The organism is Cupriavidus sp. DL-D2 (assembly GCF_039710735.1).
Taxonomy (GTDB): Bacteria; Pseudomonadota; Gammaproteobacteria; order Burkholderiales; family Burkholderiaceae; genus Cupriavidus.
Window position 1 is genome coordinate 1 of sequence record NZ_JBDKXK010000018.1, and the last position, 18,188, is coordinate 18,188.

Genomic DNA, 18,188 nt, shown 5'->3' on the forward strand with positions numbered 1-18,188 from the left:
CCAAAACCCCTCGACAGCCAACGCTGCGAGGGGTTTTGTCTTTGGGTCTTCGGGTTTAACGTTGATACCGGGGTTGTTGTATTCCTGTTTTCAGGGTCCCGGAGCATTCCGGCCTCAATACGCTTCTGATAAGGTCCACTCTCAAGCGCTGTACCGAAATCAGCGCGATGCAGTCTGCAACAGGAAGTCGCGGTGCCGCATGGCCTGACGCATGTTGTTGAGATTTGGCTAGCGGGTGGGGAAACAGGGTTTAGGGGGTCTTATGGCCAAGGAGTTTAGGCCAGCACTGGCATGTGTTGCGGGTATCGTATTGCTCGCCGGCTGTGCATCATCGGCATTGCCGCCAGTGGATCCGTCGAAGATGGCGGATATTTCAGATGGGAGTTGCAAGACGTTCGCGGTAAAAGCCGTGCCGATCACGGCTTCGGCCGCGGCGACTCCCGGTCCGTTGGCGCTCGCCAACCGGAGTGCGCCTTCTGACGTCGATGCGGAAGCTGGCGCGGATGGCGAAGCCGAAGCTGACGCCGAATTGGCGCAGCCCCTGGCGCAACTACCGCCATTTTCCCTGCTGGCGTCCTCAGGCCAGATGCAGTCGACCGGCTGGCAGCCCTGGAGGGTCAATCGGAACAAGACGCCCACGCGTTATAGCCTGACCGAACTGGACCAGCATACGGTCTTGCACGCACAGGCCGATGCGTCGGCGTCCGGTCTCTACGTCCCGCTGACCGAACGCGAAGCCCGAACGTTGCGTTGGCGCTGGAAGACGCGTGATGTGATCCGTGTTGCCGATAACGCGGTGAGTCATCGCGAGGATGCGCCGCTGCGAATTTTCGTGGCGTTCGACGGAGATCGCAGCAGTTTGCCGCTACGTGACCAGCTGATGTACGAAATGGCGCGCATCACCACGGGCCGTGAGATGCCCTATGCCACGCTGATGTACATCTGGGGTGGCCGTCGGCCCGAAGGCAGCATCCTGAACAATCCACACACCGATCGAGTGCGTATGATCGTCGTCGATTCGGGCACGCGCCACACGAATGAATGGCGATGCCATGAGCGGGATTTACGTGCCGACTATCGGAAGGCGTTCGGTTCGGATCCCGGCAAGATCCTGGCTGTCGGCTTGATGACCGATACCGATAATACAAAGAGTCGTGCCGAATCCTGGTACGGTGATATCGCAATCGACTAGTGCCTGCGAGGCGGACGACGGCCAGTATAGGCCGGCGTCCTTCCTCGGATCAGGCCGCAGGTAGCCACTTCTCCACAAGCTTCACGAAGAACGTCGAGCCAACCGGCAGCAATTCGTCGTTAAAGTCGTAGCTCGGGTTGTGCAGCATGCACGGGCCGATGCCGTGGCCAGCCTCTCGGTGTGAGCCTTCGCCATTGCCAATGAACAGGTAACAGCCCGGCTTCTCCTGAAGCATGAACGAGAAGTCTTCGGCGCCCATCGTCGGCTCTACGTTGCCATCGACGTTCGATGCGCCCACCAGTTCGCTCGCGATGCCCACGGCGAACTCGGCTTCTGCCGCGCTGTTGATGGTCGGCGGATAGTTGCGGCGGAATTCGAAGTCGATTGTGCAATCGAACGCCTGCGCCACGGCGCGCGACACTTCCTCCATGCGCCGCTCGATCAGATCGAGAACTTCCACAGTGAACGTCCGCACCGTGCCACCGAGCCAGACTTCGTTCGGCACGATGTTCGTGGCGTCCCCACCATGGAACTGCGTCACCGAGATCACGGCCGTATCGATCGGACGCTTGTTGCGCGTGATGATGCCCTGCAGTGCCGAGACGATTTGCGCGCCGGTGAACACCGGATCGCAACCGTTGTGAGGCATTGCGGCATGGGCGCCCTTGCCCCGCACCACGATCTTGAATTCATTGCTCGATGCCATGAGCGGACCGGCCGTCGTGCCGAACGAACCCACCGGCATGCCGGGCCAGTTGTGCATGCCGAACACGGCATCGCACGGGAAGCGTTCGAACAGGCCGTCCTTGATCATCTCGCGCGCGCCGCCACCGCCTTCTTCAGCAGGCTGGAAAATCAGATGTACCGTGCCGTCGAAGTTGCGATGCTCGGCCAGGTAGTGCGCGGCGCCAAGCAGCATCGCCGTGTGACCATCGTGACCACATGCGTGCATCTTGCCTTCGTGCTGCGAACGATGGCCGAACGTGTTGGCTTCCTGTAGCGGCAGGGCATCCATGTCAGCGCGTAGGCCGATCGAGCGGGTGCCGGTGCCGTTGCGCAGCACGCCCACCAGGCCGGTGGTACCCAGGCCGCGATGGACGTCGATGCCCCAGGATTCAAGATTCTTTGCTACGACATCGGCGGTGCGCTGCTCCTCGAAGCAGAGTTCCGGGTGAGCGTGTATATCGCGTCGGATGGCGCGGATTTCGGCTTGCGCCTGAAGGATTTCGGGAATGAGCTTCATGATGCCGTCGAGGCTGATCGGACATTTGCGATACCCCGATCATACGACGCCTATCGTAGAAGCGCCAAAACAAGGCCAGAGCGTCACGTTGATCGTAGAAACTGGTGCAGCGCCGCATCGGCGGGAAGCTGAGTGCGGGTGGGTTTCCCCGCATGGCGTCCACCGTCGCGTGCTGGAACAGTTCATGCTTGAAGTGCCCGGCCGGTTGCGCCCCGCGCTGCACGGTGGAACGCCGCACCAAAACGCGGCCTTTTCATCGTGATCACAGTGGGTGCGTGGCTGATCCATATTGTCATTTCAAGACATCCCTCCAGGGAGAATCGCACGATGTCCCTCAGCAACGTCAAGAAGGCGCTTGGCAAGAAGGCCGGCACGGTCATATTAGCTGGCGCTCTTGCCCTCGGCCTGTCAGCCCCTGCGCTCGCCGCCGATATCAAGATTGCCTTGAGTTCGCCGCCGACCTCGATGGACCCGCATTTCTACAACCTGTTCTCGAACATCAATGTGTCCGAGCACGTGTTCGATTCGCTGATCAAGCTCGATCCCGACAGCAAGATCGTGCCGGGGCTGGCGGAGTCGTGGAAGCTGGTGAACAACCTGACATGGGAGTTCAAGATCCGCAAGGGTGTGAAGTGGCACGATGGCACGGAACTCACCACCGAGGATGTGGTGTGGTCGCTCGATCGTCCGGCCACCATTCTCAACAGCCCAGGCAAGTTCGACGTCTACACCAAGGCGATCATCAACAAGAAGATCATCGACAAGTACACGATCCAGCTGACTACCAATCAGCCGTATCCGTTGATGCTGAATGACCTGACGTCGATCTTCATGGTGCAGAAGAAGGCCACGCAGGGTCTGACCTCTGATGACTTTGCGCAGGGCAAGGGGATGATCGGTACGGGTCCGTTCAAGTTCGTGAGCTATGCCCGCGACGATCGGGTGGAACTGGTTCGCAACCCCGACTACTGGGGTGCGAAGCCGGCCTGGGACAAGGTCACGTTGCGCTTCATCCCGAACCCGGCCACGCGCCTGGCCGCGCTGCTTTCCGGCGATGTGCAGGCCATCGAGAACGTGCCGACCCCGGACCTGCCGAAGGTTCGCAACGATCCCAAGCTGCAGTTCTTCTCGAAGATCTCGCATCGCGTGATCTACCTGTACTTCGATGCCAAGCGTGACAAGTCGCCGTTTGTCACGACGAAGGAAGGCCAGCCGATGGACAAGAACCCGCTGAAGGATGCGCGGGTGCGTATTGCCATCAGCACGGCTATCAACCGGCAGGGCATCAAGGACCGGCTGATGGAAGGCTTGTCCGAGCCGACGAACAACCTGGTGCCGCCCACGCTGTTCGGCTACAACCCGGCTTTGAAGACGCTGAAGTACGACCCGGAAGCCGCCAAGAAGATGCTGGCTGACGCTGGCTATCCGAACGGCTTCGGCATCACGCTGCACACGCCGAACAACCGCTATGTGAACGACGAGAAGATTGCACAGACCATCGCGCAGAATCTGACGCGCATCGGCATCAATACGAAGGTGGAAGGCATGCCGATGGCCACGTACTCGTCGAAGGGTATCAAGCACGAGTGGTCGTTCGGACTGCTTGGCTGGGGTGCACAGACCGGCGAAGTCAGCTCGCCGCTGCGCGCGCTGCTGGCCTGCGAGGACTCGAAGAAGGGCTTCGGCACCACCAACTGGGGCGAGTACTGCAATCCGAAGATGGACCCCGTGCTGGAAAAGGCGCTGGCCACCGTGGATGACGCGGAGCGTTCGAAGTTGCTCCAGGAAGCCACGGCCATTGCAGTGCTGGACGGCGGCATCATTCCCATCCACCATCAGGTGACGACATGGGCGACGCAGAAGGGCATCACGTACGTGCCGCGTACCGACGAGCGCACCTACGCGCACCTCTTCAAGCCGCAGCAGTAAGTGGCCGCAGAAAATGGCAGCGCTAAGTAGATAGTCGCAAAATCGGAGCCGGCGCAGCAGCCGGCCGGCTCCGGTATCATCGCGGCCCCGGCCCGCCAGAATGGCCGGGCGTACTGCCCACGACATCCCCCGTGGGTCGCGAACCCGCTGGCCGTGCCATGGCACACCGGCGAAAGGATAGCGTCTGAAACATGCTGGTTTTCATCATCCGGCGACTGATGCAGAGCGTGATCGTGCTGCTGGTCATGTCGTTGCTCGTCTTTCTCGGCGTGTTTGCGATCGGCAATCCGGTCGACATCCTGATCAGCCCGCAGGCCGACCAGGAAGACATCAAGCGCACCATTGCCGCGCTCGGTCTCGACAAGCCACTATGGGAGCAGTACTGGATCTTCCTGCAGAACGCGCTGCACGGAAATCTGGGAACATCATTCGCCCATGGCACCCCAGCGCTCAAGCTGATTTTCGAACGCATGCCGGCCACGATGGAGCTGGCCATCTGCGCGATCCTTCTCGCTATCGTGCTCGGTATTCCGCTGGGACTGTGGGCCGGACTGCGGCCGAATGGCGTGGCGGGCAAGACCATCATGACCGTGTCAATTCTCGGCTTCTCGCTGCCCACGTTCTGGGTGGGCCTGATGCTGATCATGGTGTTTGCTGTGCAACTCGGCTGGCTGCCGTCGAACGGACGCGGCGAGACGGTACGGGTGCTCGGCATGTCGCTGAGTTTCCTGACGCTGGATGGCATCCGGCACCTGATCCTGCCCGCCATCACGCTGTCGCTGCTCAATATCGCGATGGTGATCCGGCTCACGCGGGCTGGCACGCAGGAGGCGATGCTGCAGGACTACGTGAAGTTCGCGCGCGCCAAGGGGCTGTCGAACACGCGCATCGTTGGCGTACACGTGCTCAAGAACATCCTGATTCCCATTGTCACGGTGATCGCGCTGCAGTTCGGTTCGATCATCGCGTTCGCCATCGTTACCGAATCGATCTTTGCATGGCCCGGCATGGGCAAGCTGATCATCGATTCGATCCAGTTGCTGGACCGCCCAGTGATCGTCGCGTACCTGATGGTCATTGTGACCCTGTTCATCCTGATCAACCTGCTGGTGGACATCGTCTACAGCATGCTCGATCCGCGCGTGCGCATCGCTGACAACAAGGGCTGAGCCATGAGCACTCCGACCATACCCGATGCCGCCGCCACGCCAGTGGCCGCCGTGAAGGAGCAGACACCGTTCCGCCGCTTCGCGCGGCAGTTCCTGGAGAGCAAGCTGGCGGTGCTGGGCCTTGTCACGCTGATCGTGCTGCTGCTGATTGCGATCTTCGCGCCATGGCTGGCGCCGCAGAATCCGTACGACCTCGCCACGCTCGATGTGCTCGATGCGCGCATGGCGCCGGGCGAACAGTCCGGCATGGGCATGACCTTCCTGATGGGTTCCGACGAACAGGGCCGCGATATGTTGTCGGCCGTGATGTACGGCCTGCGTATCAGTGTGGGCGTGGGTGTGGTGAGCACGGTGATCGCCCTGCTGATCGGCGCGACACTGGGTCTGCTGGCCGGTTTTCTCGGCGGCCGCACGGAAGTGTTCATCATGCGCGTGGCCGACCTGCAGCTTTCGTTTCCGCCAATCCTGCTGGCGCTGATCCTTCTGGCATTCCTGCGGCCCGGCATTGGCAATATCGTGATCGCGCTGGTGGCCGTGCAGTGGGCTTACTACGCGCGGACTACGCGCAGCGCGGCGCTGGTGGAGCGGCGGAAGGAGTATATCGAGGCGGCCACGTGCCTGGGGCTGCCCCCGCGTCGCATCATGTTCCGGCATTTGCTGCCGAACTGCCTGCCGCCGCTGATCGTGATTGCTGCGCTGCAGGTGGCATCCGCCATCACCCTCGAAGCCACGCTGTCGTTCTTGGGGCTGGGCGTGCCGGTGACGGAACCGTCGCTGGGCATGCTGATCGCCAACGGCCAGCAGTACATGCTGTCGGGCAAGTACTGGATAAGTTTCTTCCCGGGCATCGCACTGGTGATCACCATCGTGGCGATGAACCTCGTGGCCGACCAGTTGCGCGATGTGCTGAACCCGCGCCTGCAAACGCAATGATCGAACGGGAGCCAACATGACGCAGCCGACTCTCGTCGTTGAAAACCTGAAGACGCAGTTCTTCACACGCGCCGGCGTGGCCAAGGCCGTGGACGATGTGTCGTTCACGGTGGGACGCGGCGAAATCATGGGACTGGTCGGGGAATCGGGTTCTGGCAAATCCATGACCGGGTACTCGATCATGGGATTGATCGATCCACCGGGCAAGGTCGTCGATGGTCGCATCGCGCTGACCAGCCGCGACGGTGTCACGCGCGACCTGCGCACGCTCACTGCCGCGCAGCAACGCGATGTGCGCGGCAATCGCATCGCCATGATCTTTCAAGATCCGATGATGACGCTGAACCCGGTCCTGCGTATCGACACGCAGATGATCGAGGCCGTGCGTGCGCATGACAACGTCAGCAAGGCCGCGGCCCGCGAGCGCGCTCGCAATGCGCTGGCACGCGTAGGCATTCCGTCGCCCGACGAGCGGTTGCTGGCCTATCCGCATCAGTTCTCTGGCGGCATGCGGCAACGCGTGGCCATCGCCATCGCGCTGCTGAACAAGCCGGACCTGATCATCGCCGACGAACCCACCACGGCACTCGACGTGACGATCCAGGGCCAGATCCTTTACGAGATGCAGACGCTGTGTCGCGAGTCGGGCACCGCGCTGATCTGGATCACGCATGACCTGTCCGTGGTGGCCGGTCTCGCGGACAAGGTGTGTGTGATGTACGCCGGCAAGATCGTGGAATCGGGCGATGTGCGACAGGTGCTGGAGCGTCCTGGGCATCCATACACGCATGGGCTGATCGGCTCGGCGCCATCGCGCAATCCACGCGGTACGCCACTGCGGCAGATCCCGGGCATGACGCCGTCGCTTCTGAACCTGCCGGGCGGCTGCTCGTTCCGCAATCGTTGTCCCTACGCCACGGAAATCTGCAAGACCGATCCGCCGCTCGATACCTCGCCCGATGGTCCTCAGCTACGCTGCTTCCATCCGGTCCATGCCCAGCAGGAGGCTGCATGAGCACGCCGGTGATCGATACCCCCAATGCCGCAGTGGCTGTACCGAACGCGGAGAGCAGCATGCCGCCGGCGCCGCTGCTGGAACTGCGCAGCGTGTCGAAGCGTTTCGTGAAGTCGCTCGATGTGGCCGCGAAGATCGCCAACGTCTTCGGCGCAAAGCAGAAGATGGAAGTGGTGCACGCCGTGGACAAGGTGGACCTGGCGATCCGTACCGGCGAAGTCGTCGGGCTGGTGGGCGAGTCGGGCTGCGGCAAGTCCACGCTCGGACGCATGGCCGTGGGCCTGCATTCGTTGACCGAAGGCGAGCGCTTCTGGCGCGGCACCGATCTCGATCGGTTGCCACCGGAGAAGAAACGCGAGCGGCAACTGGCGATCCAGATGATTTTCCAGGACCCTTACGCGTCGTTGAATCCGCGCCTGCGCGTGCTCGATATCGTCGGCGAGGCGCCGGTCGTGCATGGCATGGTCGACAAGAATGCGCAGCAGGCGTACGTGGAAGACATGCTCGTGCGCGTGGGGATGGACCCCACTGTGCTGCGGCGTTTTCCGCACCAGTTCTCGGGTGGTCAGCGGGCACGTATTGGCATTGCACGCGCACTGGCTGTGAAGCCGGAATTTCTGGTGTGCGATGAATCGGTGGCAGCGCTCGACGTATCGATCCAGGCCCAGGTGCTGAACCTGTTCATGCGCCTGCGTGAAGAACTGAACCTGACCTATCTCTTCATCAGCCACGATCTCGGCGTGGTCAAGCACATCAGCGACCGCGTGATGATCATGTACCTGGGGCGTGTGGTGGAGTCAGCGCCCACTGAGCAGGTGTTTTCGTCACCCAACCATCCGTACACGCAGGCACTGCTGGCCGAGGCACCGAAGCTGGAGGTTGGCAAGAAGACGTATGGGGCGATTCGCGGAGAAATCCCGTCGCCTCTGAATCCGCCGATGGGTTGTCACTTCCATCCACGCTGCCCGCACGCCATGCCGCGTTGCAGGGAGGAGCAACCGATGCTGAAGGAGATCGCGCCGATGCGGTGGTCGGCTTGTCATTTGAATGATGCCGCCTAGTCTCCCTGTCGGTGTTCTCCCCTCTCCCGCGTAGTGGGAGAGGGGAGCAAGCCAGACGAAGCGGTAGAGCACTACCGAATCACCGCACCCTTCGAATTAATGATCGTCATCTCCACGAACTTCGACCCGACGTGGTTGTCTGGTCCGAACTGGACGATGTAGCCGCCGAGGTCTACATTGCGCATGCTTTCCATGGCGGTGACAAAGCGTTCGCGGGTCAAGTCCTTGCCCGCGCGGCGCAATCCTTCCACGAATGCCTTGGCGGCGATGAAGCCTTCGATACTGGCGTAGTCGAACTCGTTCGATTTGCCGGCGGCCTGCAGCAGGCGCAGGTATTCGCGCACCACCGGCAGCGTGGCGTTGCCCGGATGCGGCATCACCTGCGAGATGATCACACCGCTGCCTTGCGGGCCCACTTCGCGGGCCAGTGCCTGCGTGCCGACGAACGACACGTTGTAGAACTGGCCACTGTAGCCCCGGCGCAGCGCTTCCTTCACGAAAGCGCCCACGGTGCGGTAGGCGCTGATCAGCACTACGGCATCGGGCTTGGCCTTCATCGCGCCCTGCATGGCGTCGCCGATCTCGACGGTGTTGCGGATCACGCTTTCCTGCGCCACCAGCTTCACACCGCTGTCGGCCGGCAGCGTCTTGATGGCGTGCTCGATGCCCGAGATGCCAGCGCGGCCATAGGCGTCGTCGTTGTAGACCACGGCGATGCGCTTGAGCCCGGTGGTGCGGATCTGGCGCACGATGGCAGCAGTTTCCTCGTCGTAGCCGGCGCGCACGTGGAACACATAGCGGCTGTGCGGCTCGCGCAGCGATTGCGCGCCCGTGAAGGGCGCGAAGAACGGGATGCGCATGTGATTGACCAGCGGCAGCACGGCCTGGCTCGTCGGCGTGCCCACGTAGCCGAACAGCGCGAAGACGCGCTCTTCCTCGATCAGCTTCCTGGTGTTCTTGATGGCCTCGTCGGGCTCGTACATGTCGTCGAGCGCCTTAAGCTCGATCTTGCGTCCGAACACGCCGCCCTGGCTGTTGATGTGGTCGAAGTACAGGCGCGCGCCCGCGTTCATCTGCTTGCCGAGCACTGCGGTGGAGCCCGTCAGCGCGGCCGACTGGCCCAGTACGATGGTGTCGGCCGTCACCCCGGTTTCCCCGGCGGCAGTGTTGACGCCCAGCGCGGCACCCGATACGCCGCATGCCGCGATGGCGGACGCCACCATCACGCCGACCATCAGCTGCCGGCGCTTGACCCCTGTCTTGAAACCCATGTAAATCCCCGTCAAAAAATCCGTACAACGTTCTGATTGATTCTGATGTTCTGTGCTGCTGGCGGACCCGCATCCCTTGTCCGGTCTTGTGCCGATACGGGCTTCCGACCGAGGGCCGGACTGCGCCGGCACATCATAATCGAATACAATCGGAGCCAAACAAATTCCCCGGTCCGGCAGGTTTTCGCCGACGCAGTGGCGCCACAGTCACGCCGTTGACACGCGCCCGGCCTGCTGTCTTTTCTGCCCGTACCGGGTGCCCCAGCCTGAATTACCTCTGATCGCCATGGCCCCCCGCATCGTTCGTGCCGCCTGTCCCCATGATTGCCCCGATACCTGTGCATTGCTCGTCACCGTGGAGGACGGGCGCGCGATCAAGGTGGCCGGTGATCCAGACCATCCCGGCACGCAAGGGGTGCTTTGCACGAAGGTGTCGCGCTATACCGAACGCACCTATCATCCAAATCGTGTGTTGACGCCGCTGCGCCGCGTGGGCCGCAAGGGCGAGGGCAAGTTCGAATCGGTGTCGTGGGACGAGGCACTCGACGAAATCGCCGCGCGGCTGTCAGCCATCGCGGCGCGCAATCCGGAAGCCATCGTGCCGTACAGCTACGCCGGTACGATGGGACTGGTGCAGGGCGAGAGTATGGCGGCGCGCTTCTTCCACAAGCTCGGTGCGTCGCTGCTGGATCGCACGATCTGCGCCAGCGCAGGGGCCACGGCGCTCAAGTACACCTATGGCGCGAGCGTCGGGATGGACATGGAGCATGTGGTCGACGCCAAGCTGGTGATCATCTGGGGCGGCAATCCGATCGCATCGAACCTGCACCTGTGGACGCGTGTGCAGGAAGCCAAGCGTCGCGGCGCCACGCTGGTAGCCATCGATCCGTATCGCTCGCTGACCGCCGAGAAGTGCCATCGCCACATTGCGCCGATGCCGGGCACGGATGGCGCGTTGGCGCTGGCGATGATCCACATCCTGATTCGCGACGACCTGCTCGATCACGACTACATCGCGCAGCATACGGTGGGCTTCGACGCGCTGCGCGAGCGCGCGATGGAATTTCCGCCCGCCCGCGCCGCCGAGATCTGCGGTGTGCCGGTGGAAGATATCGAGTGGCTGGCCGGCCTCTACGGCAATCTGGCCGTGCGCGAGCGCCAGCCCGTGGCGATCCGTATGAACTACGGCATGCAGCGCGTGCGCGGCGGTGGCCAGGCGGTGCGCGCGGTCGCGAGCTTGCCGTCCCTGGTGGGCGCATGGCGCCAGGCAGCTGGCGGCATGCAGTTGTCGACGTCCGGCTTCTTCCCGATCGATCACGAGACGCTGCAGCGTCCGGACCTGCTGCCGAACTGGCCCAGCCAGCCGCGCACCGTGAACATGAGCACGATCGGCGACGCCCTGCTCGACGATGGCACCACCGGCCAGGGTCCGAAGATCGAGGCCGTGGTGGTCTACAACAGCAACCCCGTGGCCGTGGCACCGGAGTCGGTGAAGGTGGCCGAAGGCTTCGCACGGGAAGACCTGTTCACGGTGGTGCTGGAACACTTCCGCACCGATACGGCGGACCACGCCGATTTCGTGCTGCCGGCCACGACGCAGCTCGAACACGTCGATGTGCACAAGGCCTACGGCCACACGTACTTCCTGGCCAACAACCAGGCGGTGGAGCCGCTGGGCCAGGCGCTGCCGAACACGGAGATTTTCCGACGGCTGGCGGCGCGCATGGGCTTCACCGAGCCGTGTTTTGCCGATAGCGACGAGACCATCGCCAGCCAGGCCATCCTGCGCGAAGACAAGCGTGCGGCGGGCATCAGCTGGGAGTCTCTCAAGGAGCAGGGCTGGCAGAAGCTGAGTGTCGGCGCCGCGCCGTTCGCTGACGGTAATTTCCCGACGCCATCCGGCAAGTGCGAGTTCTATTCGGAGGCGATGGCGCGTGACGGCCTGGACCCCGTGCCGGCCTATGTGCCGCCGTACGAAGCGCCGTCGTCCGCCCCGGAACTCGCCGCGCGCTATCCGCTGGCGATGATCTCGCCGCCGGCGCGCAACTTCCTCAACAGCTCGTTCGTCAATGTGGATAGCCTGCGTGCCACCGAGGGCGAGCCGCATCTTGACATCCACCCGGACGACGCCGCCGCACGCGGCATCGTCCACGGCGCGATGGTGCGGGCGTATAACGACCGCGGCAGCATGCAGGCGCGCGCCCGCGTGACGGATCGCGCCAAGCGCGGGCTGGTCGTGGGCCTGTCGATCTGGTGGAAGAAGCTGGCGCCGGATGGCAAGAACGCCAACGAACTGACCAGCCAGCGCCTCACCGACATGGGCCGCGCGCCGGTCTTCTACGACTGCCTCGTCGAAGTGGAGGCGGTCCCCTCGGAGGCATTGGCATCATGATCCGTTGGCCGGCCCGCCGGCGCCTGGCGGGTATCGTCGCGATACTCGCCCTGGGCGCACTGGCGGCCGGCTGCGACACGATCGGCTACTACTATCAGTCGATCGGTGGTCACCTGGGCGTGATGGCTTCGGCCAAGCCCATCGACGACGCCATCGCCACGGCCAATGGCGCCAACGACGCCCGGCTCGCCCAACGGCTCGAACTGGCGCGCCGCATCCGCGACTACGCCTCACGCGAACTGAAGCTCCCCGACAACGGCAGCTATCGCCGCTACGCCAATCTGCACCGGCCCTATGTGGTCTGGAGCGTCTTCGCCACGCCCGAACTGTCGATGGACCTGCGCAAGTGGTGCTTCCCGGTGGTCGGGTGCATCACCTATCGCGGTTACTACGACCAGAACGATGCCGAGCATTACGCGAAGGGTTTGCGCGGTGAAGGCTTCGAGGCCTACGTGGCAGGCATCCCGGCCTACTCGACGCTCGGCTATTTCGACGATCCGCTGCTGAACACTTTTGTCTACCAGCCCGAGGGCGAACTGGCGCGGCTGATCTTCCACGAACTGGCGCATCAGGTGGTCTACGTGCGCAACGACACCGCGTTCAACGAGTCGTTTGCCACGGCGGTGGAGGCCGCTGGCGTAGAGCGCTGGCTGGCGCAGGAAGGTTCGGCCGATGCACGTGCGAGCTACCGGATCTACGATGGCCGGCGCCGCCAGTTCCGGGCGATGCTGCTCGATACGCGCGACAAGCTCGTGAAGCTGTACAAATCCCCGCTGGACGATGCCGCCAAGCGCCAGGGCAAGGCGCGCATCTTCGAAGAACTGCGTGACGAGTATGGAACGCTGAAAGTGGAGTGGGCCGGCTACACCGGCTACGACCGCTGGTTCGACCAGCCGCTGACCAACGCCCACCTGGCCGCCGTGGCCACTTACCAGCAATGGGTGCCCGCGTTCACGGCGCTGCTCGCGCAATCCGGCGGCGACTGGGATCGTTTCTACGCCGCAGCACGCCAGATCGGCGACCTTCCGCCTGCCGAGCGCGATGCCGCACTGCGCAAGCTGGCACCTCCGGCCACGGAGGTCACGCCGTTGACAGCGGGACAGTCCGGCACTCCTGCCGCGCGGCCCTGAACAACGCTCTGCCCATCCCCTGAATCGCGGGAGTTTCCCGATGGTGGCGAGCGCAGTGCGTGCGAGAATGTCGCCTATGTCTCATGCCCCGAGAAAACCCGGCCACACGCCGCGCGCCACCATTGCCGCCACCCTGAGCGAGGACGGTCCGGCGCGCTCGCACGTTGCCGAACGCCAGGAAGCGCGCCGACGCCAGATCCTTGATACCGCCGCGCAGCTTTTCTACACGAAAGGCTACCCGGGCATGACGATGAACGACCTGTGTCGGGCGCTGGGTGTCACCAAGCCCGCGGTCTATTACTACTTCTCGGACAAGTACGAGATATTCGACATCCTGTGCCGCGAATCGGCGCAAACCTGCCTGCCTGTGATTCGCGAGACGGCCGATCCGTCCCTGCCGGTGCGCGAGCGCCTGCATGCCTGCCTGCTGGAGATGGCGAGGCGCTGCGTCAAATGCCACGTGGCAGCGGCGTTGAGCTTCCGCGACAACCAGTACCTGCAGCCAGAGACAGTGGACTGGCTCAACAGCATGGCCCGCGATTTCTACCGCGACCTGTATGGCCTGCTTGAGGAAGGGCGCGCGGCTGGCGTGTTCGCCTTCGGCGATGCGCGCGTGACAGCCCATTCCATGGGCGGCGTGATCGGCTTCATGTACACCTGGCACGAACCGGATCGCATGGACCCTGAAACGCTGGCGATCGAGCTGGCGCAGAACATGATGAAGCTGGTGTTGCCGGCCTGATTGATCGCGGCCAATCGTTGCAAAGATCGTCAGGGTATTCCCTCGAATGGATGGCTGCGTGACGCATAATCCACGATTTCCGCGATCGAATTCGTGGAGGACTTCGTCTAACGGGTTGTCTTTACATGGGGCAGGCGTTTAGCATTCCCAAAAAATCGAACGACCATTCAGAAAATTCAGGAGACGGTATGGAAAAGCTGTGGCTGAAACATTATCCGGCAGGCGTACCGGCAGAGATCGACGCCAGCCAGTTCCGTTCGCTGGCCCAGTTGCTCGAGGAATCGTTCCGTACCTACGCTGATCGCCGTGCGTTCATCTGCATGGACAAAGCCATCACCTATGGTGAGCTGGACGCGCTCTCGCGGCACTTCGCGGCGTGGCTCCAGGCACGTGGCCTGCGTCCCGGCGCCCGCGTTGCCATCATGATGCCGAACGTGCTGCAATACCCGGTGGTGCTGGCCGCCGTACTGCGCGCGGGCTACGTGGTGGTCAACGTCAATCCGCTCTACACGCCGCGCGAACTGGAACACCAGTTGAAGGACAGCGGCGCCGAAGCCATCGTCATCCTGGAGAACTTCGCTTCCACGCTGCAGGCCGTGCTCCCAGCCACGCCGGTCAAGCACATCGTGGTGGCCAGCATGGGCGACATGTTGGGCGGCCTGAAGGGTGCCATCGTCAATTTCGTGGTGCGCAACGTCAAGAAGATGGTGCCCGCGTGGGAGCTGCCCACCTGCGTGCGCTTCAACGATGTGCTGGCCGAGGGCCGCAGCATGGAACTGAAGCCGGTCAGCACCGGCCCGGACGACATCGCCTTCCTGCAGTACACGGGTGGCACCACGGGGGTGTCGAAGGGCGCAGTGCTGCTACACCGGAACATCGTGTCGAACGTGCTGCAGTCGGAAGCATGGATGCAACCGGCGCTGGCCAAGGGCGCGCACATCGACCAGGTCATCACGATCACGGCGCTGCCGCTGTATCACATCTTCGCGCTGACGGTCTGCTGCCTGCTGGGCATGCGTAGCGGCGGCCTGAGCATCCTGATTCCGAATCCGCGTGATATCCCAGGCTTCATCAAGGAACTGCAGAAGTACAAGTTCAACATGTTCCCGGCCGTGAACACGCTCTACAACGCGCTGCTGAACCATCCCGATTTCAGCAAGGTGGACTGCTCCGGGCTGCGCGTGGCCAACGGCGGCGGCATGGCCGTGCAGGAAGCCGTGGCCAAGAACTGGCTGGCCAAGACGGGCTGCCCGATCATCGAGGGCTACGGCCTGTCCGAGACCTCGCCGTCGGCCACCTGCAACCCCACCGATACCGACGCCTTCTCGGGCACCATCGGCTTGCCGCTGCCGTCCACCGAAGTGTCGATTCGCGACGACGACGGCAACGAACTGCCGCTCGGCCAGCCCGGCGAGATCTGCCTGCGCGGCCCGCAGGTGATGGCTGGTTACTGGAACCGCCCGGACGAGACCGCCAAGGTCATGACTCCGGACGGGTTTTTCAAGACCGGCGACATCGGCGTGATGGACGAACGCGGCTATACGAAGATCGTCGACCGCAAGAAGGACATGATCCTGGTCTCGGGCTTCAACGTGTACCCGAACGAGGTGGAAGGCGTGGTGGCGGAATGCCCGGGCGTGTTGGAAGTGGCAGCCGTCGGTGTGCCGGACCAGCACTCGGGCGAGGTGGTCAAGCTGTTCGTGGTCAAGAAAGATTCGGCCCTGTCAGAAGCCGACGTGATCGCCTTCTGCAAGGAACGGCTCACTGGCTACAAGCGACCCAAGTACGTGGAATTCCGCACGGAACTGCCGAAGACCAATGTCGGGAAGATTTTGCGGAGGGAGCTGCGGGATAGTCGGAAGGCGGCTTAAGCTTTCTCTCTCCCGGGTGGTTGTTCCCCTCTCCCGCACTCCGGAGAGGGGAGGCCACTATCAGTAGCAAGACCCCTCAACACTCATTCGACGGCGCCATCTGCGGCTGCGTCTGCCCATCCGGATAGATCAGCCGCACACATACACCCGGCTCTAGCCCCTGCGCCGCAGGCGCGTCCACCTGGGCCAGCGTCCCATCGTTGGCCTTCACCTTGTAGCGGTACAGATCGATTTGCTGCGGCGGCGCCGGACGGCTGAAGAGTCGCGTCAGGTCCACCGACACCCCCACGCCGCCACCGCCACCCCCTCCGCCTGCGAAGCCTCCCACGCCTACCCCAGTGGCCCCATAGGGCGTACCGGGGTTTGCCACGTCCACGCGGGACAGGAACGTCTTCTCGGTCACGCGGCCGAGCTTGATCGTCGCGTTGACAGGGGTGATCTGCGGGGCTGCCGGGGTGCTGCTGCAGGCGGATAGCGTGGCCAGGGTCATCGATACGGCGGCTACGGCCAGTATCGGCATCAGGCGGATGTGAGGTCGGGTCATGGCGTGGTCAGGCTTGTCTTCAAACGTCCCAGCAATCGGAACAGCGCGCGTCTGTCCGTTTCGGCAAGTCCGGAGAACAATTGTTCCACCCAGGCTTCGTGCGCACGCGCCATCTGCGAGAACGCGTCGCGTCCGGCGGGTGTCAGGCGGATCAGAAAGGCGCGGCGATCCGTGGGCAGGGCTTCACGCGTGACCAGGCCCTCCTGCTGGAGCTGGTCGGTGATGCCGGTGACATTGCCGCCCGTGACCATCATGCGACGCGACAGCTCGCCCATCTTGAGGCCCTCGGGATGGCGATCGAGTTGCGACATGAGGTCGAAGCGCGGCAGCGTGACCGCAAAGTCCTGCCGTAGCCGCGAGCGGATATCGCTCTCGATCAGCGTGGTGCAGGTGAGCAGGCGCAGCCAGAGCCGCAGCGCCTCGTGCTCCGATTCGCCGGCGCTGGTTTCCAGGTCTACTGGCGCAGCGTCGGCCGGACTGCTGCCGGCGGAAGGATTGGGCATCGGGATTGGGGCAACCTGAACATTTGATGCCTGAAGTATATGCGCGATGCCCGCGCCATCCGATAGCGTCAGTCCACCTTCGCGCCCGAATCCTTAACCACCTTCGCCCACTTCGTGGTTTCGCTGCGGATCAATGCGGCGAACTGCTCGGAGGTATTGCCCGAGGGCTCGGCGCCCTGGGCCTGCAACCGCTCGCGCACGGCAGGCGAGTTGAGGCTCTTGGCCACTTCCTGCTGGATGCGATGGACGATCTCGGTCGGCGAGCCGGCCGGCGCCAGCAGACCGAACCACGAACTCGCCTCGAAGCCGGGCAGGTTGGCGGCCTGGGCGATGGTCGGGACACCCGGCAGGGCGGGCGACGGCTTGGCACTGGTTACCGCCAGCGCCTTGAGCTTGCCGGTCTTGATCAACTGCATCGATGAGGGCAGGTTGTCGAACATCACCTGCATCGTGCCGCCGGCCATGTCGGTCAGCGCCGGGCCACTGCCGCGGTACGGGAAGTGGACCATGAACGTGCGCGTCTGCGTCTTGAACAGTTCGCCGGCCAGGTGGATCGACGTGCCATTGCCGCTCGACGCCATGTTCAGCTTGCCGGGATTGGCTCGCGCATAGGCAATCAGGTCGTTGACGCTATTGATCTTGTTCTGGGTGGCAAAGGCCGGGTTGACCACCAGAACGTTCGGCACGGCGGCCACCAGCGTGATCGGTACGAAGTCCTTGATCGGATCAAACGACAGTTTGCCGTAGAGCGACTGGTTGATGCCATGGGTGCCCACGGTCCCCATCAGCAGCGTGTAGCCGTCCGGGGCCGCCTTGGCGACGATGTCCGAGCCGATGTTTCCGCCTGCGCCGGGTTTGTTGTCGACCACCACGTTCCAGCCCGGCAGCTTCGACAGCTCGGCGGATACTGCGCGCGCCATGATGTCGGTGGTGCCGCCGGCCGGGAACGGCACGACCAGCCGGATCGGCTTGTTCGGATACGCGTCGCTGGCATGGGCGGTGGCGATGGCCAGCGGGCCCAGCGCGACGGACATCAGTAGCGCAAGGGTGCGGCGGCGAGGTTGTTGCATGACAGGGTCTCCATGGAAGGCGGCCGGTGTTCCGGTCTGGAGGCCATTCTAGAGGGCGGCGGTTACGGCGCGGATGAGGTGAAACCCGTTGAGACATTTGGGTGCGGGCGTCCGGGCCACGCC

At 63.4% G+C, this 18,188-nt stretch carries 16 protein-coding genes; 11 read left to right on the forward strand and 5 right to left on the reverse strand.

Features of this window, described 5'->3' with window-relative positions; all coding sequences use genetic code 11:
* The first annotated feature begins 262 nt into the window (after positions 1–262).
* Positions 263–1,192: a DUF3047 domain-containing protein gene (locus ABDB81_RS12200; RefSeq protein ID WP_346811454.1), complete on the forward strand. Its 930-nt coding sequence runs from the start codon at positions 263–265 to the stop codon at positions 1,190–1,192.
* Between the two features lie 49 nt (positions 1,193–1,241).
* On the opposite strand, the gene ABDB81_RS12205 is transcribed toward ABDB81_RS12200, so the two are convergent.
* A complete protein-coding gene (locus tag ABDB81_RS12205; protein WP_346811311.1) occupies positions 1,242–2,435 on the reverse strand; it encodes a M20 aminoacylase family protein in 1,194 nt (397 codons plus the stop codon).
* On the opposite strand from ABDB81_RS12205, the gene ABDB81_RS12210 reads away from it, so the two are divergent.
* From ABDB81_RS12210 to ABDB81_RS12235, 6 genes are all read left to right on the forward strand, one after another.
* Positions 2,425–2,697, forward strand: a complete 273-nt coding sequence (locus ABDB81_RS12210) for a hypothetical protein (protein WP_346811313.1) — start codon at positions 2,425–2,427, stop codon at positions 2,695–2,697. The genes ABDB81_RS12205 and ABDB81_RS12210 overlap by 11 nt on opposite strands.
* Before the next feature lie 65 nt (positions 2,698–2,762).
* Positions 2,763–4,364 carry an ABC transporter substrate-binding protein gene (locus ABDB81_RS12215; RefSeq protein ID WP_137928247.1) on the forward strand — a complete coding sequence of 534 codons (1,602 nt, stop codon included), beginning with the start codon at positions 2,763–2,765 and terminating at the stop codon, positions 4,362–4,364.
* A 191-nt stretch (positions 4,365–4,555) separates the two neighbouring features.
* Complete coding sequence (locus ABDB81_RS12220) at positions 4,556–5,533, forward strand: ABC transporter permease (protein WP_137928246.1); 978 nt, start codon at positions 4,556–4,558, stop codon at positions 5,531–5,533.
* A 3-nt stretch (positions 5,534–5,536) separates the two neighbouring features.
* Positions 5,537–6,466 (forward strand): ABC transporter permease, encoded by a 930-nt coding sequence (locus ABDB81_RS12225; RefSeq protein ID WP_346811315.1) that lies wholly within the window; start codon positions 5,537–5,539, stop codon positions 6,464–6,466.
* Positions 6,467–6,482: 16 nt separating this feature from the next.
* On the forward strand, positions 6,483–7,481 hold the full coding sequence (locus ABDB81_RS12230; RefSeq protein WP_346811317.1) for an ABC transporter ATP-binding protein: 999 nt from the start codon (positions 6,483–6,485) through the stop codon (positions 7,479–7,481).
* Entirely contained in the window at positions 7,478–8,542 is a 1,065-nt protein-coding gene (locus tag ABDB81_RS12235; RefSeq protein WP_137928243.1) for an ABC transporter ATP-binding protein, read from the forward strand. The genes ABDB81_RS12230 and ABDB81_RS12235 overlap by 4 nt, the downstream gene beginning before the upstream one ends.
* 71 nt (positions 8,543–8,613) lie before the next feature.
* On the opposite strand, the gene ABDB81_RS12240 is transcribed toward ABDB81_RS12235, so the two are convergent.
* Positions 8,614–9,813 (reverse strand): ABC transporter substrate-binding protein, encoded by a 1,200-nt coding sequence (locus ABDB81_RS12240; RefSeq protein WP_137928242.1) that lies wholly within the window; start codon positions 9,811–9,813, stop codon positions 8,614–8,616.
* A 286-nt stretch (positions 9,814–10,099) separates the two neighbouring features.
* Here ABDB81_RS12240 and ABDB81_RS12245 point away from each other — a divergent pair, with 286 nt between their 5' ends.
* The 4 genes from ABDB81_RS12245 (at position 10,100) to ABDB81_RS12260 (ending at position 15,948) form a co-directional block, all read left to right on the forward strand.
* Positions 10,100–12,205, forward strand: coding sequence for a molybdopterin oxidoreductase family protein (locus ABDB81_RS12245; protein WP_346811319.1), 2,106 nt, complete (start codon positions 10,100–10,102; stop codon positions 12,203–12,205).
* The gene (locus ABDB81_RS12250; protein WP_137928240.1) at positions 12,202–13,335 is read left to right on the forward strand and encodes an aminopeptidase; all 1,134 of its coding nucleotides are present in this window, start codon (positions 12,202–12,204) and stop codon (positions 13,333–13,335) included. Before ABDB81_RS12245 ends, ABDB81_RS12250 begins: the two co-directional genes overlap by 4 nt.
* Before the next feature lie 76 nt (positions 13,336–13,411).
* Positions 13,412–14,077 carry a TetR/AcrR family transcriptional regulator gene (locus ABDB81_RS12255; RefSeq protein WP_202126699.1) on the forward strand — a complete coding sequence of 222 codons (666 nt, stop codon included), beginning with the start codon at positions 13,412–13,414 and terminating at the stop codon, positions 14,075–14,077.
* A 188-nt stretch (positions 14,078–14,265) separates the two neighbouring features.
* Entirely contained in the window at positions 14,266–15,948 is a 1,683-nt protein-coding gene (locus ABDB81_RS12260; protein ID WP_346811320.1) for a long-chain fatty acid--CoA ligase, read from the forward strand.
* Positions 15,949–16,024: 76 nt separating this feature from the next.
* Here the strand turns inward: ABDB81_RS12260 and ABDB81_RS12265 are convergent, their stop codons facing one another.
* The 3 genes from ABDB81_RS12265 to ABDB81_RS12275 form a co-directional block, all read right to left on the reverse strand.
* A complete protein-coding gene (locus ABDB81_RS12265; RefSeq protein WP_346811322.1) occupies positions 16,025–16,492 on the reverse strand; it encodes a hypothetical protein in 468 nt (155 codons plus the stop codon).
* Positions 16,489–16,995, reverse strand: coding sequence for a MarR family transcriptional regulator (locus ABDB81_RS12270; RefSeq protein ID WP_346811323.1), 507 nt, complete (start codon positions 16,993–16,995; stop codon positions 16,489–16,491). The genes ABDB81_RS12265 and ABDB81_RS12270 overlap by 4 nt, the downstream gene beginning before the upstream one ends.
* A 68-nt stretch (positions 16,996–17,063) precedes the next feature.
* On the reverse strand, positions 17,064–18,065 hold the full coding sequence (locus ABDB81_RS12275) for a tripartite tricarboxylate transporter substrate binding protein (RefSeq protein WP_346811325.1): 1,002 nt from the start codon (positions 18,063–18,065) through the stop codon (positions 17,064–17,066).
* Between the last annotated feature and the right edge of the window lie 123 nt (positions 18,066–18,188).

What these genes read in the sequence shown, in the direction of transcription:
- ABDB81_RS12215 (WP_137928247.1), top strand. Translation starts at nt 2,763, where the DNA reads ATGTCCCTCAGCAACGTCAAGAAGGCGCTTGGCAAGAAGGCCGGCACG.
- ABDB81_RS12255 (WP_202126699.1), top strand. Translation starts at nt 13,412, where the DNA reads ATGTCTCATGCCCCGAGAAAACCCGGCCACACGCCGCGCGCCACCATT.
- ABDB81_RS12210 (WP_346811313.1), top strand. Translation starts at nt 2,425, where the DNA reads ATGAGCTTCATGATGCCGTCGAGGCTGATCGGACATTTGCGATACCCC.
- ABDB81_RS12220 (WP_137928246.1), top strand. Translation starts at nt 4,556, where the DNA reads ATGCTGGTTTTCATCATCCGGCGACTGATGCAGAGCGTGATCGTGCTG.
- ABDB81_RS12260 (WP_346811320.1), top strand. Translation starts at nt 14,266, where the DNA reads ATGGAAAAGCTGTGGCTGAAACATTATCCGGCAGGCGTACCGGCAGAG.
- ABDB81_RS12230 (WP_346811317.1), top strand. Translation starts at nt 6,483, where the DNA reads ATGACGCAGCCGACTCTCGTCGTTGAAAACCTGAAGACGCAGTTCTTC.
- ABDB81_RS12250 (WP_137928240.1), top strand. Translation starts at nt 12,202, where the DNA reads ATGATCCGTTGGCCGGCCCGCCGGCGCCTGGCGGGTATCGTCGCGATA.
- ABDB81_RS12200 (WP_346811454.1), top strand. Translation starts at nt 263, where the DNA reads ATGGCCAAGGAGTTTAGGCCAGCACTGGCATGTGTTGCGGGTATCGTA.
- ABDB81_RS12245 (WP_346811319.1), top strand. Translation starts at nt 10,100, where the DNA reads ATGGCCCCCCGCATCGTTCGTGCCGCCTGTCCCCATGATTGCCCCGAT.
- ABDB81_RS12235 (WP_137928243.1), top strand. Translation starts at nt 7,478, where the DNA reads ATGAGCACGCCGGTGATCGATACCCCCAATGCCGCAGTGGCTGTACCG.
- ABDB81_RS12225 (WP_346811315.1), top strand. Translation starts at nt 5,537, where the DNA reads ATGAGCACTCCGACCATACCCGATGCCGCCGCCACGCCAGTGGCCGCC.
- ABDB81_RS12205 (WP_346811311.1), bottom strand. Translation starts at nt 2,435, where the DNA reads ATGAAGCTCATTCCCGAAATCCTTCAGGCGCAAGCCGAAATCCGCGCC.
- ABDB81_RS12275 (WP_346811325.1), bottom strand. Translation starts at nt 18,065, where the DNA reads ATGCAACAACCTCGCCGCCGCACCCTTGCGCTACTGATGTCCGTCGCG.
- ABDB81_RS12265 (WP_346811322.1), bottom strand. Translation starts at nt 16,492, where the DNA reads ATGACCCGACCTCACATCCGCCTGATGCCGATACTGGCCGTAGCCGCC.
- ABDB81_RS12270 (WP_346811323.1), bottom strand. Translation starts at nt 16,995, where the DNA reads ATGCCCAATCCTTCCGCCGGCAGCAGTCCGGCCGACGCTGCGCCAGTA.
- ABDB81_RS12240 (WP_137928242.1), bottom strand. Translation starts at nt 9,813, where the DNA reads ATGGGTTTCAAGACAGGGGTCAAGCGCCGGCAGCTGATGGTCGGCGTG.